This window comes from Peribacillus sp. TH14 (genome assembly GCF_016651145.1).
GTDB classification, from domain to species: Bacteria; Bacillota; Bacilli; order Bacillales; family DSM-1321; genus Peribacillus; species Peribacillus butanolivorans.
The window spans coordinates 4,904,752-4,928,592 of sequence record NZ_JAEKEK010000001.1 but is presented as its reverse complement, the minus strand read 5'-3'; the positions used below and the strand labels follow the sequence as shown (position 1 = coordinate 4,928,592).

The 23,841-nt window shown below is 37.4% G+C and carries 17 protein-coding genes and 1 pseudogene; 1 reads left to right on the top strand and 17 read right to left on the bottom strand.

Features of this window, described 5'->3' with window-relative positions; genetic code table 11:
* Window positions 1-24: 24 nt before the first annotated feature.
* The 12 genes from JFU50_RS23800 to JFU50_RS23745 all read right to left on the bottom strand — a co-directional run bounded on the left by JFU50_RS23800 (window position 25) and on the right by JFU50_RS23745 (window position 15,643).
* Entirely contained in the window at window positions 25-1,653 is a 1,629-nt protein-coding gene (locus tag JFU50_RS23800; RefSeq protein ID WP_201224441.1) for an amidohydrolase, read from the bottom strand.
* 90 nt (window positions 1,654-1,743) lie between these two features.
* Window positions 1,744-2,763, bottom strand: coding sequence for an ABC transporter ATP-binding protein (locus JFU50_RS23795; RefSeq protein ID WP_201224440.1), 1,020 nt, complete (start codon window positions 2,761-2,763; stop codon window positions 1,744-1,746).
* Entirely contained in the window at window positions 2,708-3,727 is a 1,020-nt protein-coding gene (locus tag JFU50_RS23790; protein ID WP_201224439.1) for an ABC transporter ATP-binding protein, read from the bottom strand. The genes JFU50_RS23795 and JFU50_RS23790 overlap by 56 nt, the downstream gene beginning before the upstream one ends.
* Window positions 3,728-3,760: 33 nt before the next feature.
* A complete protein-coding gene (locus tag JFU50_RS23785) occupies window positions 3,761-4,666 on the bottom strand; it encodes an ABC transporter permease (protein WP_201224438.1) in 906 nt (301 codons plus the stop codon).
* 27 nt (window positions 4,667-4,693) lie between these two features.
* Window positions 4,694-5,644 (bottom strand): ABC transporter permease, encoded by a 951-nt coding sequence (locus JFU50_RS23780; protein ID WP_098177646.1) that lies wholly within the window; start codon window positions 5,642-5,644, stop codon window positions 4,694-4,696.
* Window positions 5,645-5,715: 71 nt separating this feature from the next.
* Window positions 5,716-7,287, bottom strand: a complete 1,572-nt coding sequence (locus JFU50_RS23775) for an ABC transporter substrate-binding protein (RefSeq protein ID WP_201224437.1) — start codon at window positions 7,285-7,287, stop codon at window positions 5,716-5,718.
* A gap of 385 nt (window positions 7,288-7,672) precedes the next feature.
* The gene (locus tag JFU50_RS23770) at window positions 7,673-8,995 is read right to left on the bottom strand and encodes an MFS transporter (RefSeq protein WP_201224436.1); all 1,323 of its coding nucleotides are present in this window, start codon (window positions 8,993-8,995) and stop codon (window positions 7,673-7,675) included.
* 638 nt (window positions 8,996-9,633) lie between these two features.
* Window positions 9,634-10,404 carry an SDR family NAD(P)-dependent oxidoreductase gene (locus JFU50_RS23765; protein WP_201224435.1) on the bottom strand — a complete coding sequence of 257 codons (771 nt, stop codon included), beginning with the start codon at window positions 10,402-10,404 and terminating at the stop codon, window positions 9,634-9,636.
* A complete protein-coding gene (locus JFU50_RS23760; RefSeq protein ID WP_201224433.1) occupies window positions 10,401-11,822 on the bottom strand; it encodes an aldehyde dehydrogenase family protein in 1,422 nt (473 codons plus the stop codon). Before JFU50_RS23760 ends, JFU50_RS23765 begins: the two co-directional genes overlap by 4 nt.
* On the bottom strand, window positions 11,819-12,946 hold the full coding sequence (locus JFU50_RS23755; protein ID WP_201224431.1) for a tartrate dehydrogenase: 1,128 nt from the start codon (window positions 12,944-12,946) through the stop codon (window positions 11,819-11,821). The genes JFU50_RS23760 and JFU50_RS23755 overlap by 4 nt, the downstream gene beginning before the upstream one ends.
* Before the next feature lie 153 nt (window positions 12,947-13,099).
* Window positions 13,100-14,941 (bottom strand): sigma-54 interaction domain-containing protein, encoded by a 1,842-nt coding sequence (locus JFU50_RS23750; RefSeq protein ID WP_201224429.1) that lies wholly within the window; start codon window positions 14,939-14,941, stop codon window positions 13,100-13,102.
* Between the two features lie 438 nt (window positions 14,942-15,379).
* The gene (locus tag JFU50_RS23745; protein ID WP_201184814.1) at window positions 15,380-15,643 is read right to left on the bottom strand and encodes a hypothetical protein; all 264 of its coding nucleotides are present in this window, start codon (window positions 15,641-15,643) and stop codon (window positions 15,380-15,382) included.
* A 177-nt stretch (window positions 15,644-15,820) separates the two neighbouring features.
* Here JFU50_RS23745 and JFU50_RS23740 point away from each other — a divergent pair, with 177 nt between their 5' ends.
* A complete protein-coding gene (locus JFU50_RS23740) occupies window positions 15,821-16,534 on the top strand; it encodes a class I SAM-dependent methyltransferase (protein ID WP_201224427.1) in 714 nt (237 codons plus the stop codon).
* Between the two features lie 431 nt (window positions 16,535-16,965).
* Here the strand turns inward: JFU50_RS23740 and JFU50_RS23735 are convergent, their stop codons facing one another.
* The 5 genes and pseudogenes from JFU50_RS23735 to kdpC form a co-directional block, all read right to left on the bottom strand.
* Window positions 16,966-18,765 (bottom strand): S9 family peptidase, encoded by a 1,800-nt coding sequence (locus tag JFU50_RS23735; RefSeq protein ID WP_201224425.1) that lies wholly within the window; start codon window positions 18,763-18,765, stop codon window positions 16,966-16,968.
* Window positions 18,766-19,223: 458 nt separating this feature from the next.
* A complete protein-coding gene (locus JFU50_RS23730; protein ID WP_376109738.1) occupies window positions 19,224-19,664 on the bottom strand; it encodes a YjfA family protein in 441 nt (146 codons plus the stop codon).
* 90 nt (window positions 19,665-19,754) lie between these two features.
* Entirely contained in the window at window positions 19,755-20,231 is a 477-nt protein-coding gene (locus JFU50_RS23725; protein WP_446728190.1) for a DUF2690 domain-containing protein, read from the bottom strand.
* Window positions 20,232-20,893: 662 nt separating this feature from the next.
* A pseudogene (locus JFU50_RS23720) lies at window positions 20,894-23,219 on the bottom strand (universal stress protein).
* A 61-nt stretch (window positions 23,220-23,280) separates the two neighbouring features.
* Window positions 23,281-23,838, bottom strand: a complete 558-nt coding sequence (gene kdpC, locus JFU50_RS23715) for a potassium-transporting ATPase subunit KdpC (protein WP_201224423.1) — start codon at window positions 23,836-23,838, stop codon at window positions 23,281-23,283.
* Between the last annotated feature and the right edge of the window lie 3 nt (window positions 23,839-23,841).

Below are 23,841 nucleotides of genomic sequence, written 5' to 3'. Positions count from 1 at the left end.
ATTTAAATTGATATCTTGATTTAATTAGGATTTGGATAATATATCATTGCTTTCTTTTTGGAATACCACTTTACCGCCTATTATTGTATAATTCACTTGCATATCTTTAATTTGATCAGTAGGTACATCGAGAATTGCACCGTTTAATACAACCAAATCTGCTAACTTTCCTATTTCTATGCTACCTTTTATATTCTCTTCAAAACTCGCATATGCTCCATTCCATGTAAACAGCTTGATTGCCTCTAATACGCCTATTCGCTGGTTACCTCCTACATCCTGCCCTGTTGAACTTTTCCTATTTACAGCTCCATGAATTCCTATAAGCGGATTAAACGAGGTGACCGGACTGTCGGAACCTCCGGCAGCTATTATCCCCTTATCAATGAAATCACGAACTGGATACATATGATTGACTCGGTCTCCGTAGCTTTTAATGTAGCCATCACCGTATTCAAGGAAGAAAGCAGGATTCGGAATAGGAATAACCTCTAATTGCCTCATCCGTTCAACTAAATCAGGCATTGTAATTCCTGCATGTTCAATCCGATGGCGGTGATTCTTTCTAGGATGTTTTTTCAATGCCTCTTCAATACAATTAAGCATCATTTCAATAGCCCGGTCTCCTTGAGCATGAGCTGTGATCTGAAACCCTTTTTCATGAGCCTCCCCGAGAATACGGTTAAGTTCCTCCTGGCTAAAGTACAGGATACCAGAATGTTCCGAATTATCAGTGTAAGGTTCCCTCATTGCAGCAGTTGGCCCGCTACTACTCCCATCAGTAAAAACCTTAGCTGGACCAATTTTAAATTTCTCATCTCCCAGACCTGTTGAAATTCCTGCTTTTATCATCTTGTCAACAAATTCTTCTGACTTATTGATTGTTGAGACAATTGCATAAGTCCTAACCTGAACCTGTCCGTTACGAACTGCCTCTTGCATCACCCTAAAGTTTTCCGGGCTAGAGACACCTGCATCGTGAATACTGGTAATGCCAGAAGCGATAAAATCATTATAAGCCATCATCAAACCTTGTAGAAGCTCTTCATGTGTATAATCAGCCAATTCGTAATAAGGCATTTGTGCGTTTTCTATTAAAACTCCTGTAGGAACTCCTACTTCATCGCGGACCACTATTCCACCTTCGGGATCTGGGGTATGTCCATCAATCCCTGCTATCTCTAACCCCTTGCTATTTACCACGGAAATGTGACCACAGGCGCGCCTAAGAATGATCGGGTGATTGCTAGAAATAAGATCCAATTCTTTTCTAGAAGGATATCTATTTTCTAATAATTTGGTTTCATTGAATCCCCATACACGCACCCAGTTTCCAATTGGTGTTTCATTCACTTTTTTTTCAATTTCTTTTAAAACGTCATGTAGAGATTCGATTGTGGGCTCCTTACAGCTTACTCCTAATTTATTTGTACCAAATAAAGTAATATGAAGGTGAGAGTCAATAAAGCCTGGCACTAAACTTCTACCTGCTAAATCCACTACCTCCGTTTGAGGACCAATTAATCGTTTCACTTCTTCATTCGTTCCCACCGCAACAATTAGGTTATCAGTAACAGCAACAGCTTCATTTACGTCGTATTCCTTGTTTGATGTAATTACTTGACCATTAACTAACACTAAATCTGCAAACATCAATTCACCTCGTTATCGGTTTAGATTCTTCTTTTAAAAAAGAAAAGTTAGTTTGGGAGAATAGTAGTGAACCAGAATAATGTAAATATATTATTCATATAAATGACAAGCTACAAAGTGATTGGCCCCCTTTTTTGTAAGTGCAGGCGATAGAACCTTGCAACGATCCATTACATGAGGACATCTCGTATGAAAAATGCATCCCGATGGCGGATTAAGTGGAGACGGTACATCCCCTTTTAAAATAATCCGTTCCTTTTTTAATTTAGGATCGGGAATTGGAACCGCGGATAATAATGCTTGAGTATACGGATGCAAGGGATGAGAAAATAGTTCATCTGTTGAAGCGCGTTCTACCATATGTCCCAAATACATAACTCCAATGTTATCAGCTATATGTCGGACTACACTTAAATCATGGGCAATAAAGAGGTAAGAAAGATTTAAGTTATCTTGCAATTCCTGCAACAAGTTTATGACCTGAGATTGAATGGATACATCGAGAGCGGACACTGGTTCATCACAAATTACAATTTTAGGGTTTACTGCTAAAGCTCTAGCAATTCCAATTCTCTGTCTTTGCCCACCTGAAAATTCATGGGGATAACGGTAATATTGGTCTTCTCTAAGTCCGACTTTATGAAGTAAGTCCAAGGTTCTTTCCATACGTTCTTTCTTTGACCCTATTTTATGTATCTTCATAGGCTCTTCAATTGCATGTCCTATCGTTTGCTTAGGGTCTAAAGAAGAATGAGGATCTTGAAACACCATTTGTATTTCTTGCCTAATTTGCTCAATTTCCTTCCCCTTTAACTTAAATAGGTCGCTTTCCTTATATATGGCTTGACCCTCTGTAGGTTCCGTTAAACGCATGATGGTTCTTCCTGTTGTGCTTTTCCCACAACCCGATTCACCTACAAGCCCAAGCGTTTCTCGTTCATTTAAGGTAAACTCTACATTATTTACCGCTTTAACATGCCCTTTCACTCGGCCAAGAGGAGAATAAATTGGAAAATACTTCCTCAAATTCTTAACCTGTAAAATCGGAGCTCTTTCATCTGACAGCGTCTGCAATACCTTTTCGCCTCCCCTCTTGTAATACAGTTTCATAATGCCAACAGCGCACTTTATGTCCGTCTTCAATCTCTTTTAATTCTGGTGGTTTTTCTTCACACTGGCTTGTAGAATACGAACACCTTGGAGCAAAGCGACACCCTTGGGGAATATTATTAAGAGACGGGACCATCCCTTCAATCACATGCATATGTTTAGAACGATCCCCATCCAAACGTGGAACGGATTTTAACAATCCTTTGGTGTAGGGATGTAAGGGTTCCGAAAATAAAGATCCTACTTCAGCTTCTTCGATTATTTGACCTAAATACATAACCACCACACGTGTACAGACCTCAGCAACTACTCCTAAGTCGTGTGTTATCAACATGACTCCCATGTTTAGTTCCTTCTTCAAACCTTGAATCAAGTCCAATATTTGGGCTTGAATAGTAACGTCTAATGCGGTCGTGGGCTCATCTGCGATTAGTAGATTAGGGTTACACGCCAATGCCATCGCTATCATTACCCTCTGTCTCATTCCTCCTGATAGCTCATGAGGATACTCATTCACCCTTTTTTCTGGAGAAGGAATCCCTGTTAATTTAAGCATTTCTATAGCTTGGGTATAAGCTTCTTCTTTTCCTAGCTTTTGATGAATGATGAAAGATTCTGCAATTTGATAGCCAATTGTATATACAGGATTAAGAGAAGTCATCGGATCTTGAAATATCATAGATATTTCGTTCCCACGAATGTGTCTCATTTGATCTTCGCTCAAGGATAGCAAGTTACTGCCCTTATAGATCAGCTCTCCTTCATATTTAGTCGTGTTTTCATTTAACAATCGTAAAATTGATTCAGAGGTTACACTTTTTCCGCATCCCGACTCTCCAACAATCCCAAGGGTCTCTCCTGAATATATCTCGAATGAAACCCCATTAACCGCGGTAACAGGTCCCTTTTCTGTCATGAACGTCGTTTTCAGGTTTTTAACCTCTAATAAACATTCTTTACCCATAAACGTCCTCCTCATTAATACCGTGTAATCAAATTATTTCTTTACTTTATTGGTATGCGGATCGAGCAAGTCTCGAAGTCCATCACCGAATAAATTCAAACCCAATACGGATAGAATAATGAATGCACCTGGGAAAACTGTCATCCACCAGGCATTATAAATTACGATTTTACCATCAAATAAAATGTTTCCTAGACTTGGTGCTGGCGCAGGAATACCAGCTCCCAAAAAGCTGAGCGATGCTTCAATTATGACAGAAACCCCAAATACGTAGGTGATTTGAACAATCAGAGGAGACATAGTGTTTGGAGCAATATGAAGCCAGATAATTCGCCATGAACTGGCACCTTGTGATCTCAAAGCTTCTATAAAGGTTTGTTCTTTGACTACAATGGCGGCCGAACGAACGACACGTGCGACAGTAGGTGTATTTACAATAGATAACGAAAGAATGACATTAACTATATTCGGCCCTAATGCTGCCATGAGCGCAATGGCCAATAGAATTGCTGGAAATGCCATTAAGCCATCACATATCCTCATCAGGATATGATCCAAGGTCCTATAATAAGCTGAGTACAAACCAATTACTGCTCCAATTACCAGTGTTATCACAGCTACCGTAAGTCCAACGGTCATGGATACCCGAGTGCCATAAACTACCCGGCTAAATATATCCCTGCCAAAGTTATCTGTTCCAAAAAAATGTTCAGCACTTGGTGGGCTCAGACGAGCTGTTACTATCATGTCATAAGGTGTATATACTGTGATCAAAGGTGCAAAAATAGAGATTAAACTGAGAACTAAGATAATCACACTTCCAGTAACTACAAGCCGATTTGAAAAATACCTGCGCAGAAGGATAGATTGACGTTCTTTCTTCATATGATTTTTTGAATACAATGGGTCTGTTTTTTGTATTATTGTTTTTGCTTCCATAAATCATTTCCCCTTCTATTCATTTCTCTATTTCCGGCTTAACCGTACCCTTGGATCAACCACACCGTACAGTAAATCTACTATTAAATTAATGAATACATAAGCGGCGGATACCAGCAGAACTGTTCCTTGGAGAACCTCGTAATCTCGCTGCACTATTGAGTTCATGATAAGTTGACCGAGTCCCGGAATATTAAAAACCGTTTCTGTAATTACTGCTCCCGCTACCAATGTCCCAAAGGTTTGTCCAACGACAGTCAGAATAGGGATAAAAGCATTTCTCAATGCATGTTTATAAATGATTAATTTTTCTTTTACACCTTTTGATTTTGCGGTTTTAATGTAGTTCATGCTTAGTACCTCTAACATTGAGGCCCTTGTCATCCGCGCAATCAAAGCCGCTTGTATGGCCCCAAGAGACAAGGCAGGCAATATTAGATATTCAAGGTGAGCCAATAGACCATCATCAAGTGGTTTATATCCAGCTACCGGAAACCATTGGAGTTTCACTGCGAAAAATAAAGATAATAATAATGCAAGGAGAAAGCTTGGCAAGGAAATTCCCAACAAAGAACCCACCATGAACATTTGGTCTGTGCTTGTTCCCCGTTTTTTGGCAGCAATAATTCCCATAGGAATAGCTATAAGTATAGAAATCCCCTGTGCCAATATCGCTAATGAAAGAGTCGGACCTAAGTGATCCATAAATACCTGTAATACTGGTTCCTTCATATAAATAGACATTCCCAAGTCGCCTTGAAGAAGACCAAAGACCCAATTAAAAAATTGCTCATACATAGGTAGATTTAAACCGAGTTCTTCTCGTAATCTTTCAATGTCATCTTCAGTTGCATCTGCCCCAAGCATTACTGATGCTGGATCTCCTGGTATTAAATGCATAATGAAAAAGACTACAATAGCTACAGTTAATAGAACCGGAATGAGAGATAAGACTCGCTGTAGAATATAGGCTTTCATTAAAAATCTCCTTTCTACAATTAACCCCTTCACAATGTAAAACGTATGAAGGGGTATCTGAGCAATTGATTTTATTCTTTAACGGTCGTATTCCATAAAACAGGTCCAAGGAATTCTTGATATCCTTTGACTTTTTCCGCTTTTACGGATATGGAATCATAAGCACCAATATTAACAACAGGCATATCTTCCCAAATCACTTTTTGCAATTCATTAAAGGTTTCTTTAGCTTTATCCTGGGAAGATTGAGCTTTAATTTGATCCAATAGTTTGTCTATTTCAGGGTTATTCGTCCAGCCTGCAAACTTTGCTCTAGAATCCAAGAATGGATATTGGAGCGGGGTTGCGCTAACAGGCCAGCTAGTAAAAAACATTTCCCATTGATCAGGCTTATTTCGGCGATCTAATAGAGTAGACCAATCCACCACGTCTAGCTTTACGTTCATACCAATTTTCTTAAGTTGTTGCTGAACTGCGACGGCGGAATTATAATGTTGTGAATAGTCACGGCTTGTCAGGATTCTTAATTCTTCCCCATTATACCCAGCTTCCTTAAGCAATTGTTTGGCCTTTTCAGTATCTTTAGCTTCATAAATTTCTTTCCCTGTATCCGTGTACCATAAGCCTTGCTCTTTTAACATAAATCCAGGGTCCAGTCTAAAATAACCATCAGTAACAGCAGCTGTTAAGACCTCTTTTTTATCAATTGCTAAATTCACCGCTTGGCGAGCTTTAACATTTTTTAGGAATCCATTTTGTTTATTAAAAATTAGAGTGTGAATTCCCAAAGGCGCTTGAATGGTTTCGAGACTTGGTACATTTTTAAATTGTGGTGCTGCATCCCATGGCATCATTACGCTCAAGTCATATTCTCCACTAATCATCCCTGCTACTCGAGTCGAGTTATCAGTGACGAAGTGAAAATATATGTCATCTACAAGAGCTTCCTTTTTACCAGCTAAACCGTCTGCAGGTTGAGATGAAGCCTTATAATCATCAAATTTCTTTAAATGAACGTATTGATTTTGTTTCCACTCTACAAACTTAAATGGACCTGTTCCGATATATTCTGTGATTCCACTTGTACCACCCGATTCTATCACCTCTTTTGGCATGATGGCTGCGAATTGCCCCACTTCTGCCAGTACTGGTAATAGAACGATAGATGGTGTTTCGACATGTAGGATAACCGTATATTCATCTTTAGCTTCCCACTTAGAATTTCCTAGGTTTGCCTTTGCAACGGCCCCTTCTTGCCATTTTTTCATGGAAGCAATGACATCCTCAGCTTTCATTTCTTTCCCATTATGAAATTTGACGCCTTTTCTTAATACAAATGTAACTTTTTTTCTATCTTTACTAACCTCATAGGATTCAGCAAGCATTGGAGTTACTTCAAATTTAGAATTTAAAGTGACTAATGTCTCAAATATATGCCTTGCTGGGTCGCGTGTTGCATTTGCTGTCGTCAGGTGTGGATCCAGTGATGTCGGCTGTGCTGGATAAGCCACTTTTAGTGAACCTCCCTTAGATGCTGACGAAGTATCATTGTTTGAATTATCTGACTTCGAACTGCATCCACCAAGGGCAAGAGCACAAATCAACATGACTATCGAAATGAAAAGATTTTTCTTTACAAACATTTTCTTTCCCCCTTTTTTTCATTCTGTTTTTTATATGGACAGGTTTCTTACTAATGTAGTGGAGGGTTTGTTCCTTCTGGAAGAGGAGTTCTGTAATTACCTTTGGCTTCTAATTCTTTCTCAAATTCTTCTTTTACAACTTTCACTAGTTTCTCATTTTTCATTAAATCAATGACGTTTACCCTAATATTTTCGAAGTTGCATATTTTGTAGTCAAAAAAGATTTGGTAAATAAATTACTTATTTAGTTCTAATATCAATGACCTTACTCCTACTTATATGAAATTAGGGAATCTCTCTACAGACTCCCTCTACAGACTCCCTATTATTAATCCGTATATATCTATTTTCAATTCGATTTCTTGTTCTGCACTAACGTTTCTCTTTACCTTATATTAAGGTTTTTTGATTGCTGCTGAACTGAAGCAGAAGTAACAAGTCCTTTCTTAATTGTAAAGACGAGTAAAAAGCAGATGAATAAGACTATACTAATAAAATATAATCCCATCTCTACACTACCTGTAGAATCCTGTACATATCCAATTACATATGGGCCGATAAACCCACCTAAATTACCAATGGAACTAATGAGCGCTATTCCTACAGCAGCTTCTAATTCAGTAAGGAATAATGAAGGAATTGCCCAAAAAGGTCCGAAAATACTGTAAATACCAACAGTTGCAACAGACATCATGATTATAGATAGGATAGGATCCGTAGTTAATCCACATCCCATAAGGCCAATAGCACCAACAAGCGGCGGAATGGCAGCATGCATTTTTCTTTCACCAGTGCGATCAGATCGGCGTGCCCACCAAACCATCGCTATTCCTCCAAAAATATAAGGTATCATTGTAATCAAACCGACTTGAGTATTTGTTAAAATATTTGAAAAGGATTTGATAATAGTTGGCATCCAAAACCCTATTCCATACAAACCAGTGACTAATGTAAGGTAAATAAACGACAATCTCCAAATTCTAGAACTCCCAAAAATATTTTTCAGACTAGAGTGTTTGCCTATCTCCTTACCTTGATTTTCTTTTTCAATTTCGGATATGAGCCACCCTTTCTCTTCCTTTGTAAGCCACTTTGCCTGTTCAGGACGATCTGTTAAATAAAAGATAGTCGTAATCCCTAAAATGACAGCAGGAATTCCTTCCAGTACAAATATCCAGCGCCATCCAGCCATTCCACCCCAATTAATATTATCTATTATCCACGTGGTAACAGGTGCTCCAATAATATTGGACACTGTCAAAGCTGTCATGAAAAGGGCTACTGCACGAGCTCGTTCTTTTCCTCGGAACCAATACGTAATATAAAGTAAAACGCCTGGAAAAAATCCAGCTTCGGCAACTCCTAGCAAAAAACGTAGGATATACAAATGATTCGCATTTTGGACCCAGGCTGTTAATATTACAACAATACCCCAGGTTATCATTATTCGCCCAATCCACTTTCTCGCTCCTATACGATGCATTAGCATATTACTGGGTACTTCAAAAAGAAAGTAACCAATAAAGAAAATACCAGAAATTAACCCCAAAGTGGATGCTGTTAAACCGAGATCTTTATTCATCTCCAGAGCAGCATAGCCAATGTTTACTCTGTCTAAAAAAGCAATGATATACAACACAAAAATATAAGGAATAATCCTTCTGGATACCTTTTTTATTGTACGTGCTCCTAATTCAGATTCCTGCATATTACAACTCCTATTTAGGAAATTTTGTTAACATTGGAGTACTAGAGATTTGCTCGTTTTTTTACTACTATTCTAACTAATAGAATCACTGCAGTTGCCCAGTTAAATCTTTCAAGGATATCCTTGAGCCATTTTTATTTGATTCCTCCTACTTTTTTGTAGGGGGATAATTTAGTAGGCTCTGCCCATAGTAATCTCGTACCTCGATACATCACATAAAGTTGAAGCATAAAAGAAAGTCTTATTTAACGAAACATGTGAGCTAGCTTGTTGCTAGTTCTACTGATTTCGGTCTCGTAATCGAGGTTCGTGAAGTCCTATCGTCCTAGGTAAATTCAAAGTAAGCTGACATTTTGGTTGCAATAGTGTGTTAGACAGATTCGCTCTAACTTTGACTGCTATACCGGGTTCAAAGGCTATAAATACTGATGAACTAAAAAATACTAGATTGAAGTCGTTCTTTAAAAGTATTATGGCAAAATCAAAAGTCTCAACATCAAATGCAACTAGCGGACACTTACATTTTTTGAATGCATACGATATTGCTTAAAGTCATTTCACAATATCGTATGGCTTGGCTGAAAAAATACACTTAATTAAGGGAGTCTCGTTATCTATATTTTCGTCCAGCTCACTAATTATATCCCACGTCCACCATCTACATTGAGTATCTCACCAGTCACTATTTTTGCTAAGTCGGAAGCGAGATAAAGGGAAGCTTGCGCAATATCTTCTGCCTGTATAAGGGAACCTAATGGAACGCTGTCCAAAAAGATCTTTTTCTTATCTTCTTCCATCAGTGTCCCGTCCCCATTCAAAAATTGATTGATCATCGGTGTATCAGCAGGTCCTGGGTTAATGGCATTCACACGAATTTTATAAGGTGCGAACTCCAATGCCAATGCCTTAGTAAGCATAATGGCAGCTCCTTTTGACGCACAGTATGCATTTAAACCGGGACGAGCTCGTACCCCTGCAATGGAAGCGATATTTATAATCGAACCGCTTTGCTGTTTTTTCATGATTGGAGCTGCATACTTGGTAGTTAAAAAGATAGATTTCGTATTAACGTCCATAATCCGATCCCATTGTTCTATACTTAAATCCTCTACCTCTGTGAAGACCTGAGGTACACCAGCACAATTCACTACAATGTCTAATCTTCCAAAAATGTCCTCCACTTCCTGGAACAGTGCAGCCACATCTTCGTTATTAGAAACATCGACCTGAACGGCCTTGACATTTTCGCTAGAAAACGAATCGCTTGCTGCTTTTGCTGCCTCGATATTCAAGTCTGCGAAGATTACATTTGCTTTTTGTTCAACAAATAATTGTGCAATGGCTTTCCCCATACCTGACCCTGCTCCCGTTACAATGGCTGTTTTCCCCTGTAATAATTTCTCAATCATAAGTTAATCACCACCATTTTTTCATCTGTCATTTCTTCAATCGTATATCTTGGTCCTTCCTTACCAATTCCACTTTTCTTAACTCCACCATATGGCATCATATCGTTGCGGTAGGTTGATACGTCATTCACGATTACTCCACCATATTCCAGCACCTTGACTGCCTTTAAGGCTAAAGCCAGATCTTGTGTAAAAATGCCTGCTTGAAGACCATAATCCGATTGATTGGCCGACTCTAATGCTTCCAAAATATCCTCGTAAGGGATTATCGCCACTACCGGTGCGAACACTTCCTGACAAACAACTTTCATGTTCGGTGTTGTTTGAGTTAATACAGCTGGATAAAACAGTGAACCTTCTCTAAGAATCGGCGTAAGCGCAACAGCACCTTCTGAAATAGCCTCATTGACCCACTGTTCTACGCGAATCGCCTCTTTTTCATTAATCATTGGACCTATATCCGTGTCCGGTTCTTCCGGATTCCCAACTTTCAGTTGTTGAACATATGAAAGATACTTTTCTGTAAAATCATCCAATACAGAATTATGCACATATAAACGCTGAACAGATATACATGCTTGCCCTGCATTGTGAAAGCTACGGGAAGCCGTAAGCTTGGCCGCTTGGTCCAAATCAGCATCAAAATGAATAATGTTTGGAGAATTGTTTCCTAGCTCCAAGGTTACTGGGCGCATTCCACTTTTCTCTTTAATATATCTTCCAACTCCTGCTGATCCAGTAAAAGAATACATGGCAATCCGTTCATCCTGTAAAAGCCATTCACCAACTTCGGCACCACCATTTACCACATTTACATATCCTTTTGGCAGACCAGCCTCTTCAAACAGTTCTACTAATTGAAATGTGGTCACAGGTGTGTTTGGTGCTGGTTTTACTACCACTGTATTTCCTGATGCTAGTGCTGGGGCGATTTTATGTATCGCTAACAATAATGGGTAATTAAAGGGAGTGATGGCTCCAATGACTCCTTTAGGGACACGGATTGTGAACCCCAATCGATTATCCGCTCCTTCGACAGCCTGTAACGGAATCATTTCACCAGTAATTCTTTTTGCTTCTTCCGCGGACAAACGCAAAGTTTCAATTGTGCGATCCAGTTCACCTTTGGCATCTTTAATGGTCTTACCTACTTCTCTCACCAAGGTGATCTCAAATTCTTCTCTACGTTCTTGGAACAACTCGGAGGCTTTCAATAAAATTTGATACCTTTGAAATGCAGTTAATTGATCTTGTTTAAAGCATTTTCGTGCCTCTGTTATAGCATTATAAACATGTTGCTTTTCTGCCTTAGCAACATGAGTTAATACTTCACCTGTATATTTGTTATATACAGGAATCGTTTCTTCTGTAGGTACTTGCTGTCCACCAATAGATAAATGATAGTCTTTTATAATCATTTTTTCTCCCCCAAATTGGTTTTTAAACTCATTTCCCGTATTTTTGAAACAATTGCATCTCCCATTTCCATGGTATTAGCCGTTCCTCCGAGATCAGGAGTCCTGACAGTACCATCGAATAACACTTCTTCTATGGCGTTCAACACCAATTTTCCTAATTCAGGAAGTCTAAGATGATCCATCATGAGACTAATACTCCAAATTTGTGCAATTGGATTGGCAATCCCTTTTCCTGCTATATCTGGTGCTGAGCCGTGTATTGGTTCAAACATCGAAGGATATTTCCTTTCAGGATTGATGTTTCCAGAAGGTGCCAACCCCAGTCCCCCAACTATAGCGGCTCCCAAATCTGTTAATATATCCCCAAACAGATTGCTTCCCGCAACGACATCAAAACTTTCAGGCTTTGAGATAAAATAAGCAGCAAGTGCATCTATATGATAGAGTTGAACATCTATCTGAGGGTACTCATTTCCAATTTCTTTAACGATTTCATCCCAAAATGGCATGGTATGATTAATCGCATTGGACTTTGTTGCGACCGTCAGCCTTTTCTTTGGTCTACTTTCAGCCACTGAATAGGCATACTTGAGAATCCTTTCACTTCCATATCGGGTAAATACATTGTTTTGTATCGCTGTTTCATAAGGTGTGCCTTCGTGAAGGCGACCACCTATATTCGAATACTCCCCTTCCGTATTTTCTCTAATTACGACAAAGTCTAAATCATCATGTGATTTATATCTCAATGGGCTTTCCAACCCTTTAAGCAGTTTGACCGGTCTCAAGTTAACATATTGCTGAAAATGCCTGCGGATTGGAAGAATAAGTTCCCATACCGAAACATGATCTGGAACAGTAGGAGCTCCAACGGCTCCAAATAAAATCGTGTCGTAATCCTCTAATAAATTTAGTCCATTCGTTGGCATCATCCTTCCATGTTTTAGATAATACTCACAATTCCAATCATAGAAATCGTAAACAAATCTTACATCTGAATGTACTTCTTCAAGCACTTTTAAAACCTTCAACCCTTCATTAACTACTTCTGGACCAATTCCGTCCCCAGGAATAATTGCGATGGAAAAGTGTTTTTGCAATTTCTTCACCTCATTATGTTTCATAATAATGTGCTACAATTTCATAACTTGCAAAAACCGTGCCAATAAAATCAAAATACTGAAAATTCAGATATATTAAGCGACAAAAGGGTTTTCTATTTTATTAACCCTTCGATAAGTGTTTTAAATTACAACAAGGTGTTGAATTTTGAAACACTACAGATTATATTCTTTTAGTTTTCTCCATAGAGTAGATCGGTCTACTCCAAGTGCTTGTGCAGTCTTAGTTTTGTTATTGAAATATTTTTTTAATGCCTCCTCAATCAGTTCTCGTTCCTTCACTTTAATGCTTAAATCAGAAAGATCTTTCTGACTTTTGTTCCTATTAAGCTTTTGTAAAAGGAATTCGCCGCTTTGCACTGTTAAGGTTGTTCCCTCTTCAAGCAGTACCATTCGTTCAACTATATTTCTGAGCTCCCTTATATTTCCTGGCCAGTCATATGCCTTAAATAATGTATATACCTCTTGGTCAATACTAACGATTTTCGATTCGCGTTTTTCGTTGAATTGATTAACAATTGCCTCCAATAGGTCAGGAATATCGATTAATCGATCGCGCAAAGGTGGTAACTCAACATTCAAAACGTTAATTCGGTAATAAAGGTCAGTTCGAAACTTTTTTTCTCTAATTTCTTCCTCTAATTTTCGATTTGTTGCAGCAATAATTCGAACATCTACTGGCACAACACGTTCTCCCCCGACCCTTCGCACTGTTCTTTCCTGAAGAACACGCAATAATAGAGCTTGGATATGAAGAGGCATTTCACCGATTTCATCTAAAAATAAAGTACCACCGTGAGCAAGTTCAAATAGACCTACTTTTCCTCCCTTATTCGCCCCTGTAAATGCACCCTCTTCATAGCCAAATAATTCACTTTCCAACAGGCTTTCTGGTAATGCAGAACAGTTTACAGCAACAAAAGGACCCAGAACACGTGGACTTGCCAAATGAATACCTTGTGCGAATAGTTCTTTTCCGGTTCCAGATTCACCTGTAATTAATACAGTTGCTTCAGTTTGAGCAAATCTTTGGGCTAATTCCTTAGCCTTTATCAATTCCTTGGATTGACCAACAATATCACTCAGTCTATGTTTTGCTTCAAGTCCACTTTGATGTAACATCTTTCTAAGTTTAAGCTCCATTTTTTGAATATTAGTGATTTCTTTAAAACTTGAAACTACCCCAACAATTTTACCTTTGACAATCACTGGGAATCGGTTAATGACAATTTGCCTCCCCTTGACTGTTGCAATATCCCCCATTTCAATTTTTCCAGTTGCAAGAATGCGCATCAAATCGGAATGAGGGATAAATTCCGTAATCTTATGTCCTTTTACTCCATCTTGTAGACCTAATAATTTTTTCGCATGTTCGTTAGCTACTGTAATTCTTCCCTCATGGTCTACTGCCACAACTCCATCATGAGCAGATTTAACAATAGCTTCTACCTGATACCTTTCCATGGCTATACTTGCTGTTAATTTGTCTATGGAAATTGCCATTTGTATACTAGAAATCAAAGAAGATAGGGAGGGTTTGATAAGATGTACGGTTCCTGAATGTGAATGAGTGAGTAAGTCTTTCATCCAAACGGGAGCTACATACACCCTATCCGGTTGAATACCAGCTGAAAAAAACTCTTCTTTACTGACAAAATGTAATGGGATTCGTGGATTCTCATCATATTCTTTTTTTAGCCATTTAATTTCTTCTTCTGATGCAACAACACAACATATTTTGTTAGAATCATTCATTAGACCTTCTTTTTCTTTCGTTTTCTCAATATCATCCAGACGAATGGAAAGCGGTAGAATTGGAACTTGAAGAGCTGCTAATTCTTTTTGATAGATTGCGGGCGTTATAATGACCATCGGGTTCATAATCTGCTCTAACAAAGCATTCACAGAATAAAAACGAGCAGTTTTGTATCCTACTCCTCGAAACAGCTTTCCAATTTGATTTTCCAATGAGTCACTCATTTTATATAAGGCAATCATTACACTTCTCCTTGCTACACAGATTTGGGATTCAAATCTATCATTTCCATTACAATTATACACTTTACATACAATTTATGGCACGATAACTTCATGCCTAAATATATATATCAAAGGTTTTCATGTTTGCAATTCTTCCTCCATAAAGCAGCCTGAAGTGAAAAAAGTATTAAAATTAACATTCAATTTCTATAGATGCCCTGAAAAATCAAGAATGTGAACTGTTTATAAGAGTACTATCACCCTCTGGCTCTCTTGCTTTAACGCTTCGTCTTCAGGTTTATTGAAAAAATTCCGGTTTCAAGTGAAGAGAAAATCCCCTTTATTTTTTTGTACCTTTTTTCATCTAGATTATTTCCACTAATATGACATTCCGCGAAACAAAATAAAAAAACCTGAATCTATTTTTCAGGTTTTTTAGTGTTCTATTTTATTTTACTACCAAAGAAATGCAAGAAAGATTAAGGACGAAATAGCCCCAAAGGCAAATCCATTAGCAGCCCCCCGACCAAATCCTGAATTAAAACCAAAACCATAACCAAATCCTCCAATGTTACCACCATCATCAATTGGGCGAATATAAACACGGTTAGGAGTAACCCGATGTATAATTCCACGATGAACCGTCCCTCTATTTGTACGAATTTCTACTGGTCTTCCAACACCTTGCCTGCACTTATGATAATAATTGTGGTTTCCCATTTTAACACTCCCCTTGTTAATCGTTCTACATCGTATGCATCCGGGGACTAGCCTGCATAGATTAAACACCCAATACAAATGAAAAGTCTGTTTCAAATTTACCTTTTTGTTGAATTCAATCACGCATTGATTCAGCTGCATAAAATAAATGAATTACTTTTTAAAGGAGACAATGCAATGAATCATTCATACCAAGACGCCTTAGCATTCTTAGGAATTGAAGGGGCTCATCCTGGAGGATTTGAACTAACTAAACAACTCTTAAAGAATGAAAAAATAGACCAATCCACAATAATCCTTGATGCTGGATGCGGAACAGGGCAAACATCTCAATTCTTGGCTCAACACTTTCTTTGCCAAGTTTACGCATTGGATAATCACCCTGAGATGGTAAAACATGCAAACCAACGATTTCAACAAGCTAACATACCCAGTAATGTTTATATGAATTCCATAGAAGATTTACCTTTTACTAATAATTATTTTGATTTTATCATGGCTGAATCCACAACAGCATTCACTAATATTCAACAATCGCTTTGTGAATATTACAGAGTCCTAAAACCTGGTGGTACTTTGATTTCTATAGATATGACGGCAGAGACTGAACTTAACCTTAATCAAAAAAAGGAAATAATGAAATTCTATAATTTAACGAATGTCTTGACACAATCGGAATGGTTAAAAGCATTCAAAAAGGAGGGATTTAAAAATCTAAAAATTCTAAAGTCGAATACAGTTTTAGAAGAATTAAAAAATTCATCAGCTGTCGATAACCTCATTCTTCCTTTAAATGAATCTTTGGAACAAATCATAGAGGAACATTATCGGCTTGTCCTAAGTTGTGGAAACAGTTTGGGATATAGAGTATTTAGGGCAAATAAGGAATAGCCCACTAAAACTCTAATATATATATGCAAATATTTTTATGGAACAAATCTGATAAAGGAGTTGTTTTCTCCATTCATCTCTATCAATTATACATTCCACTTGAATTCGTAACTAACAAACTGTGCAAAGTTAAATCGGCTTCATATTTTCATCTTTAAATTAATTAATAAAAAAATTTAAAGAGGCTGTCCGAATTTTGAAACAACCTCTTTTTCATTTTAAATTCCTTAATTTTCTTATTACATCTAAGGACTCCGCTTCATTTAGAAATAGCTTAAATAAAATTTGTGTTAGCTAAATTAGTGTTTTTGTCCTGTGGAAGAATTATGCCCTTCAAAATCCTAATTTAGGTTATACAATTATTATTTGGTAATTTATAATAGTTTCATAACCTTTGTAGCTTCGGAGGTGTCCCAAACAGGAATTTTAGTTTATGCTTTCTCTTTTGAACGAACGAATTGATTAAAGAATGAAAGTATCTTTTGATAGACGGCAATTTCATTTTCTTTCTTGGAAAAGCCATGCCCTTCATCTTCTAATAGCATATACTCAACATCTCTTCCTTTATCCTTTAATGCTTGCACAATTTGGTCTGATTCTTCTTTGACCACACGAGGATCGTTTGCGCCTTGAATAACAAGCATTGGCTTTGTCATAGAGTCTAAATAAGTGATTGGAGAATATTCAGTAAGCTTTTCTTTATCTTTTTCCGGATTCCCTACCCATTGATCCATAACTGGCTTCCAATCTTCAGGAACCGAATTGATAAAAGAAAATAGATTAGATGGACCGAAAATATCAACAACCGCTTTAAAGTAATCAGCATGACGACCGTGTAGAAGAAGAGCCATATAACCACCATAGCTTCCACCCATTAATAAAATATTTCCTTTATGCGCATATCCTTGTTTTATCAACCAGTCGAGACCAGCGACATTATCTAAGCGTGGCCCATATCCCCAGTCTCCTTCTACCATTTTCATGAATTCCAAACCATAACCAGAAGAACCACGAAAGTTTGGAGCGAAAATACTGTACCCATGATTTAAAAAGAACTGAAATGAAGCTCTAAAAAATTTCCGTTCTGCCGCTTGTGGACCTCCGTGAGGCCAGAAAATAACTTCACCATTATCATTTTCCTTTTTTGCCCTAAAAAATAACGCTTCAATCTCCATACCATCAAATGATGGGTATGTTATGACATCCGGTTCAACTAAGTCATTTGAATCTACTCCAGGAACAGAATACTGAGTTAATGATATCCACTCATTTCCCAATCGTTTATAAATATTATGAGGATTAGTTGCACTCCTTCCTAATAAGTACAGAGTGCCTGATTTAGCGACTTCAAGCTTTTCAATGACACTGCAAGGGGACGAAAGCTTTTTCCAATCGGTACTTTGGAGATTGTATTCATATAAATGATCCTCTACACCCTTTTGACTAGTTACATATAATAATTGATGCTCTTTACTATATTTTAAGCCATCAAAACTCTCATTTTCCAATTCTTTAACTTTACTGAATTGGTCTGTTTCAAGGTTGTATGAAGCCAAATAGGTAAAATCTGAATCATAATCAGTCAATAAATATACCATTGAATCTGAAACAAAAACACCATCATTAACTGTGTGTTGTTTCTCAGTAGGAGGCGTAAGCAGGATATTTTCATTGCCGCGTTTCGCATATAGAAGAGTATATGTATTAGCAAAGTGTTTATAGTAAAGTAAGGTTTCTTCATCTGGGCTTAAGCCATATAAATACGTTGCTGCATCCTTTCCTTCTAGAACCTTTGTTTCACGCCCCGATTCTAAATCTAAACAATAGGCATTCAAATAGGACGGATTTCCTTTCGATGAAGTGTAATATAGTTTATTGCTGTCTTCCGATAACATCGGCATAAAATTACGAGTATCTTCATGATAGACAATTTCCTTCATCGCCCCACCTTGCAAAGGAATCCCGTAAAATTGAGTATTTTCATTGCCGTCTTGGTCAAATCCAGCAATAATAAACCTGCTTTGCTTATCATATAAAAGACCTTGGCAGCTTTGATCCACAAATGTGAGCGGATAAGGGAAGGTGTTTGGCAGATTCATCCCCCATAAATTATACTTACCACTCAAATTCGTACTAAAAACCAGCTGCTTTTCATCTGGACTAAGTGCAAAATCACCAATAGAAAAAGTTCGCAAAAACTGCTCAACATCAGGCTTAGGAAATGAAATCATCGTTTGCAACTCCTTATATTTTTAATATAATGAAAAATCTGTAATTAATATACCATATTTTACCTTATATTTAAAAATAAAACTACTATTTTTACGATCATTGCTCCGATCTAAAGTACCAATCAATTTATTCGGATGATTCGTAATTATATAATCACCATTACAAGATAAAATACTTCTCAACAAACCATTATAATTGAATTAGTTAATACGAAGATTTCATGGAACTCTTTGTACACATCCCAATAACGAATCAATTACAAGACATAAAAGCGACACTTGTTATCATAGGGTATTAAGCCAGATCCAGATGGAAAGGGACGGCATTCAGAAAAAGTAAAAAGAGAGCGACTCCGCAATGGAATGGCTCTCGGTTGACAAATCCACAAAAAAAGAGCTAGGCTTGTTCTGAAGAAATATATATCATCTAATCATTATATGATGATAAAAGACCACTTCTAATACCAAATAGTTACCGCTTTCTTATAGGCGTCACTATTAGGGATTGCATGTATCCCCTGGGCCTGTGCCTTGCGCGGGTCTAAGTCATATACCATTGGTGTATAACATGAGGTCTGCCCTTTATTTACAACTCCATTTCCTCCTGTGCTGTTACACGTATAAGCTTTACCATCTGTGCTTCTAACGATTCTAGCATCCGCTTCATGATTGTATACAGCCGGACGCGTAACAGTAACTTTCGCCCAGGCAGTTTTACAGGTAGTGCTGAATTTCAATTCTACATACGAAACGGAATCAATCCATTTTGTATCCTTCGTAACAGCCGAGCTTGCACAACTATTATAGTTAGGGCTTTTTCCATCATAATTATGATTTTCGGCTAGTGCTTGATTATTCCCAAATATAAAAAAATCAATAACGAACATCGACAACATCATTACTAACGATAAACCTATCATTTTAAGTTTATGATTCAAGTCATTCATCCTTTCTTTACATAAAAGTAGAAGAAGGCTTTTGCTTTATCATTAATACCAGCCGGTTTCACCTGCCGTATATGGCCAAAATGCAACTGCTTTCGCCTTTCGCGGATCTAAATCATATACCATAGGTGTATAACATGTTGTTTGACCTTTATTAATCTCCCCATTTCCTCCAGGAGATGCACAACTAAATTGTTTATTATCAGTGTTCCGGACGACTAATGCCGTTGCCTCTCCGTCAGTTTTAGCTGGCCTGCTTAGAGTAATCTTTGCCCAAGCGGTTTTGCAAGTTGTACTGAATTTCAACTCTAAATTTGCAGAAGCACCGTTTGCATAAATTTTCAAATTCTTCTTCGTAACCGCACTAGCCGCACAACTATTGTAGTAAGGGCTTTTTCCATCATAGGCGTGGGTTTCTGCAGATGCCTTGTTGGTAAAGAAATCAAGGGAGCCAAAAAGGACAAAAAAAGCTACAAAAGTCAATGAAATACATAAAACCATTCTATTCATTGCATCAATCATTCCCTTCATGAAATTCATTCACCCTTTATATTACAATTATGGGATATTTCTGTAAGTGTAAAATTCCCTAAATTTATGAAATACTTTACGGACGGTTTTTGTTACTGCTCTTACAGTCTGATATGTCTCGTTTTTTCATCTGTAAAACAGACGTAAAACTAACTGTCCTCATGAGCTTTTGATTATAATTAGTTGTAAAACTAAGAAAATATACACGGACCTTTCGTATAAAGTTATCCATCTGGTTACCGTTAGCGGGGTATTTGGCACGGACCCAAAGACATAATGGTTTTGGGTCGTTCTTTGTTTGTTGAAAACGGGACAGGAACCAATTGAATGTAGGCAAGATCATTAAAGAAAAACGAGCATTTGTAAGCATTCTTTTCCGTTTTTTTATAAACCATAGAGGGAATTTTTCTGATAAAAATCGAGTCTTTAGTTAGCGTCGTCTTAACACTCCAACTCTATTAGGTGATAAGATGATTAACTTTTATTTTTGGGGGAATTTAAAACGTTGATATTCGGTATTCAGCACAGATGTTGAAATTTACAACAACTTTTACGGTCCTTATCTAAAGAATTCTAAAAAAAATTTTCTTAGCAAGTATTAGCACTAGAAAATTGGGAAAGAGATCTCTTTCATCGCTAGCCAAACATGTCATTTAATCAGCTACCACAAGAACATCGAGATGTCTAGCCTCTCTTAGTAGACGTGCAACAATGGAACCTTGTTTAATTTCTTGCCATCTCGATCTTGCTGAATGCCCTATGATAACTTGTGTCGCTTTTTTATCTTGTAATTGTTTAGTTATTTCACCAACCACTAATCGTCTGTCTGCAGTTGAATATAATTCGAAATTACCACCTAATCGATTCGTAAGACTTATGATTTTATCGAGTATATTCTGCTCATCATTTGACAGAGATGGTTGATCTTTAACGTACACAACAAACCACTTAGCTTTAAGACGATAGGCAATACGAAATCCCCTTCTAATTAAGCGCTCAGAATCTGGTCTAAGATTTACACAGACAAAGATTACTTCTTCTTTTCTCCACGGCCCTCTTACTCCCTCTTTTCGTTTTAATGACTCTAATCTGTCATCCACATCATCTGCTAATTCACGGAGCGTAAGTTCTCTCAATGCTATAAGGTTTCGTGTCTTAAAGAAATTGCTAAGTGACTGTTCTACTTTATCTCTAGCATATATATATCCTTCCTGCATCCGTTGTCTGAGTGCCTTTGGGGAGATATCAATTAACTCTAGTTCGTCTGCTAAATGAAGAAAACTGTCTGGAACAGTTTCTCTTACACACACTCCTGTTATTTGCTTTACACTATCATTTAAACTTTCTACATGTTGAATATTCATTGTAGAAATAACCGAAATTCCGGCATCCAGAATGGCAATTACATCTTGATACCGTTTTTGGTTGTTACTTCCGGGTACATTCGTATGTGCTAATTCATCTACCAGCACTACTTCAGGATTGCGAATAATTATGGCCTTAAGGTCCATTTCCTCAAGTACTACGTTTTTATATGTAATATGTTTTCGAGGTATGATTTCTAAAGTTCCAATTTGCGCTCGCTGTCTCTTTACGCCCGTGTGTTTCCAATAATCCAATCACAACATCAATTTCGTTTTGATTCAATTGATTTGCTTCCCTCAGCATGGTATATGTTTTTCCTACACCAGGTGCAGCCCCAATATAAATTTTTAACGTACCTCTTTTTACTCCTTGTATTTTTTCTTTTATTTCATCAGGAGAAAGCCTTTGATATGGATTTTTTTTCCTTGTTTTTGACTGAATAGCGGGTATTACTCTTTCTCCATGTACTTCTGCACGGTCTGCTACAATAAACACATCAATATTTTTCGTTTTTCTCAATATTCTATTTACTATTGAACCGTGAATAATCTCTTCCCATCTCGTCCTTTTAGAATGACCAAGGATAATTCGAGTTACATAATGTTGCATGGCATATTCAACTATTTCTTCAGCGATTTCTTCCCCTTTTATTGTCATTTCCTCAAATTTTCCATTTAATTTATTAATGAGTTTTTGCATGGATCTTTTAAACATTTCTTCTTCTTTAGATAATTTTCTTTGAGTTGGAACAAAGCTAACAATCAATAGCTCCCCACCTAAACGCTTGGCTATTTGATCCCCTCTTCGTATTAAGATGGATCCATTCCAATGATATTGTACACATACCAAAATCCGTTCAGAAGCACCTGAAGGTCCCAATAACCCTTCCTCTTCTCGATATTCAGTTAGATCCTCTTCCACTTCTCCAGCCAAAAACCGGAGTGACAGTTCCCTAAGTACCGCTAGGTTATCCTTATTGTATAATTGCACAAGTCCTTTGGCTTGTTCGTCTTTTTCTTCAATTTCCCCTTCCTGGAGACGTTTTAAAATTGCTTCAGGAGTAACATCTAAAAGACGTACTTCATCTGCCTGCGTCAATGTATCTTCGGGTACAGTATCATTTACATGAAGTGGCAGTTGTAGTAATTGCTCTGCAACTTTTTTCACTCCTTTCAACTCGTAAATATTTATTGTTGTTATGACACTAATCTCATTGTTTATTAATTCCTTAACATCTTCTAATCTAGTTGGGTTTTTAGCAGATGAATGATTTTTATGAGCTAATTGGTCAACTAAAATTACTTCCGGGTTTCGTTTGTAAATTTCCTTCATATTCAAATCTTGTCTAACATGACCGTTTTGCTCCCATTCGATAGAAGGTATAATTTCTAGGCAGCCTAATTGCTCAAGTGTTTTAGGACTACTCGATGTGCAAACTACCCCGACAACTACGTCAATCCCACGTTTTTTTAACTCATTTCCTTCAAGGAGCAAATGATAGGTTTTCCCTGAACCATATACAGCCCCAAGTATGATCTTCAGCCTGCCTTTTTTAATATTAGAGATCGACTGTAGAATTTCATCTGGTGTTTTTCTACGAAATAGATCTGGCATATTACTACCTCCAGTTTCATTCTAAGGTAAAAGGAGAGTAGAAAAACTCTCCTAATTAAAATTATTCTAGTTCGTCCAATGCTATATTTAACTTCAAAACATTAATTCGAGGTTCACCAAAAAGTCCAAATGAACGACTTTCCGTGTATTCGTCAACAAGATTATATAAACTTTTTTCAGATAATCCTCTCTCATTTGCAATACGGGGAACCTGAACAATCGCTCCTTGAGGAGAAACATTTGGATCAAGTCCTGAAGCCGAATTTGTCATTAAGTCAGAAGGTACATCTGCTTTATCTACTGTAGGATTTTCATTTAAAAATTCTTCAATATCATTTAATGTCCGTTCAATCATTTCTTTATTTGATGGAGAATAGTTTGGCGTACCTGAGCCAGTTGCGTCGTAATTAATGGAAGAAATACGACCATGGAAGTAACCCGGATCTTTATAAGATTGACCAATCATTTCGGAGCCTATAATTTCACCCGATTCATTTTTAATTAAGCTACCCTCTGCTTTTACAGGCATTATCACCTGAGCTAGCATTGTCATCAGTAACGGATACGCAATTCCACAAATAAATAGTAGTACGAAAACTGTACGTATATTCTTTAACATGAA

Excerpts from the sequence above, each read along its gene's own strand:
- JFU50_RS23730 (WP_376109738.1), bottom strand. The coding sequence starts at position 19,664 with ATGATGTTGTCGATGTTCGTTATTGATTTTTTTATATTTGGGAATAAT.
- JFU50_RS23770 (WP_201224436.1), bottom strand. The coding sequence starts at position 8,995 with ATGCAGGAATCTGAATTAGGAGCACGTACAATAAAAAAGGTATCCAGA.
- kdpC (WP_201224423.1), bottom strand. The coding sequence starts at position 23,838 with ATGTTAAAGAATATACGTACAGTTTTCGTACTACTATTTATTTGTGGA.
- JFU50_RS23780 (WP_098177646.1), bottom strand. The coding sequence starts at position 5,644 with ATGAAAGCCTATATTCTACAGCGAGTCTTATCTCTCATTCCGGTTCTA.
- JFU50_RS23765 (WP_201224435.1), bottom strand. The coding sequence starts at position 10,404 with ATGATTGAGAAATTATTACAGGGGAAAACAGCCATTGTAACGGGAGCA.
- JFU50_RS23800 (WP_201224441.1), bottom strand. The coding sequence starts at position 1,653 with ATGTTTGCAGATTTAGTGTTAGTTAATGGTCAAGTAATTACATCAAAC.
- JFU50_RS23760 (WP_201224433.1), bottom strand. The coding sequence starts at position 11,822 with ATGATTATAAAAGACTATCATTTATCTATTGGTGGACAGCAAGTACCT.
- JFU50_RS23785 (WP_201224438.1), bottom strand. The coding sequence starts at position 4,666 with ATGGAAGCAAAAACAATAATACAAAAAACAGACCCATTGTATTCAAAA.
- JFU50_RS23755 (WP_201224431.1), bottom strand. The coding sequence starts at position 12,946 with ATGAAACATAATGAGGTGAAGAAATTGCAAAAACACTTTTCCATCGCA.
- JFU50_RS23735 (WP_201224425.1), bottom strand. The coding sequence starts at position 18,765 with ATGATTTCATTTCCTAAGCCTGATGTTGAGCAGTTTTTGCGAACTTTT.
- JFU50_RS23745 (WP_201184814.1), bottom strand. The coding sequence starts at position 15,643 with ATGGGAAACCACAATTATTATCATAAGTGCAGGCAAGGTGTTGGAAGA.
- JFU50_RS23740 (WP_201224427.1), top strand. The coding sequence starts at position 15,821 with ATGAATCATTCATACCAAGACGCCTTAGCATTCTTAGGAATTGAAGGG.
- JFU50_RS23725 (WP_446728190.1), bottom strand. The coding sequence starts at position 20,231 with ATGATTGATGCAATGAATAGAATGGTTTTATGTATTTCATTGACTTTT.
- JFU50_RS23775 (WP_201224437.1), bottom strand. The coding sequence starts at position 7,287 with ATGTTTGTAAAGAAAAATCTTTTCATTTCGATAGTCATGTTGATTTGT.
- JFU50_RS23790 (WP_201224439.1), bottom strand. The coding sequence starts at position 3,727 with ATGGGTAAAGAATGTTTATTAGAGGTTAAAAACCTGAAAACGACGTTC.
- JFU50_RS23750 (WP_201224429.1), bottom strand. The coding sequence starts at position 14,941 with ATGATTGCCTTATATAAAATGAGTGACTCATTGGAAAATCAAATTGGA.
- JFU50_RS23795 (WP_201224440.1), bottom strand. The coding sequence starts at position 2,763 with ATGAAACTGTATTACAAGAGGGGAGGCGAAAAGGTATTGCAGACGCTG.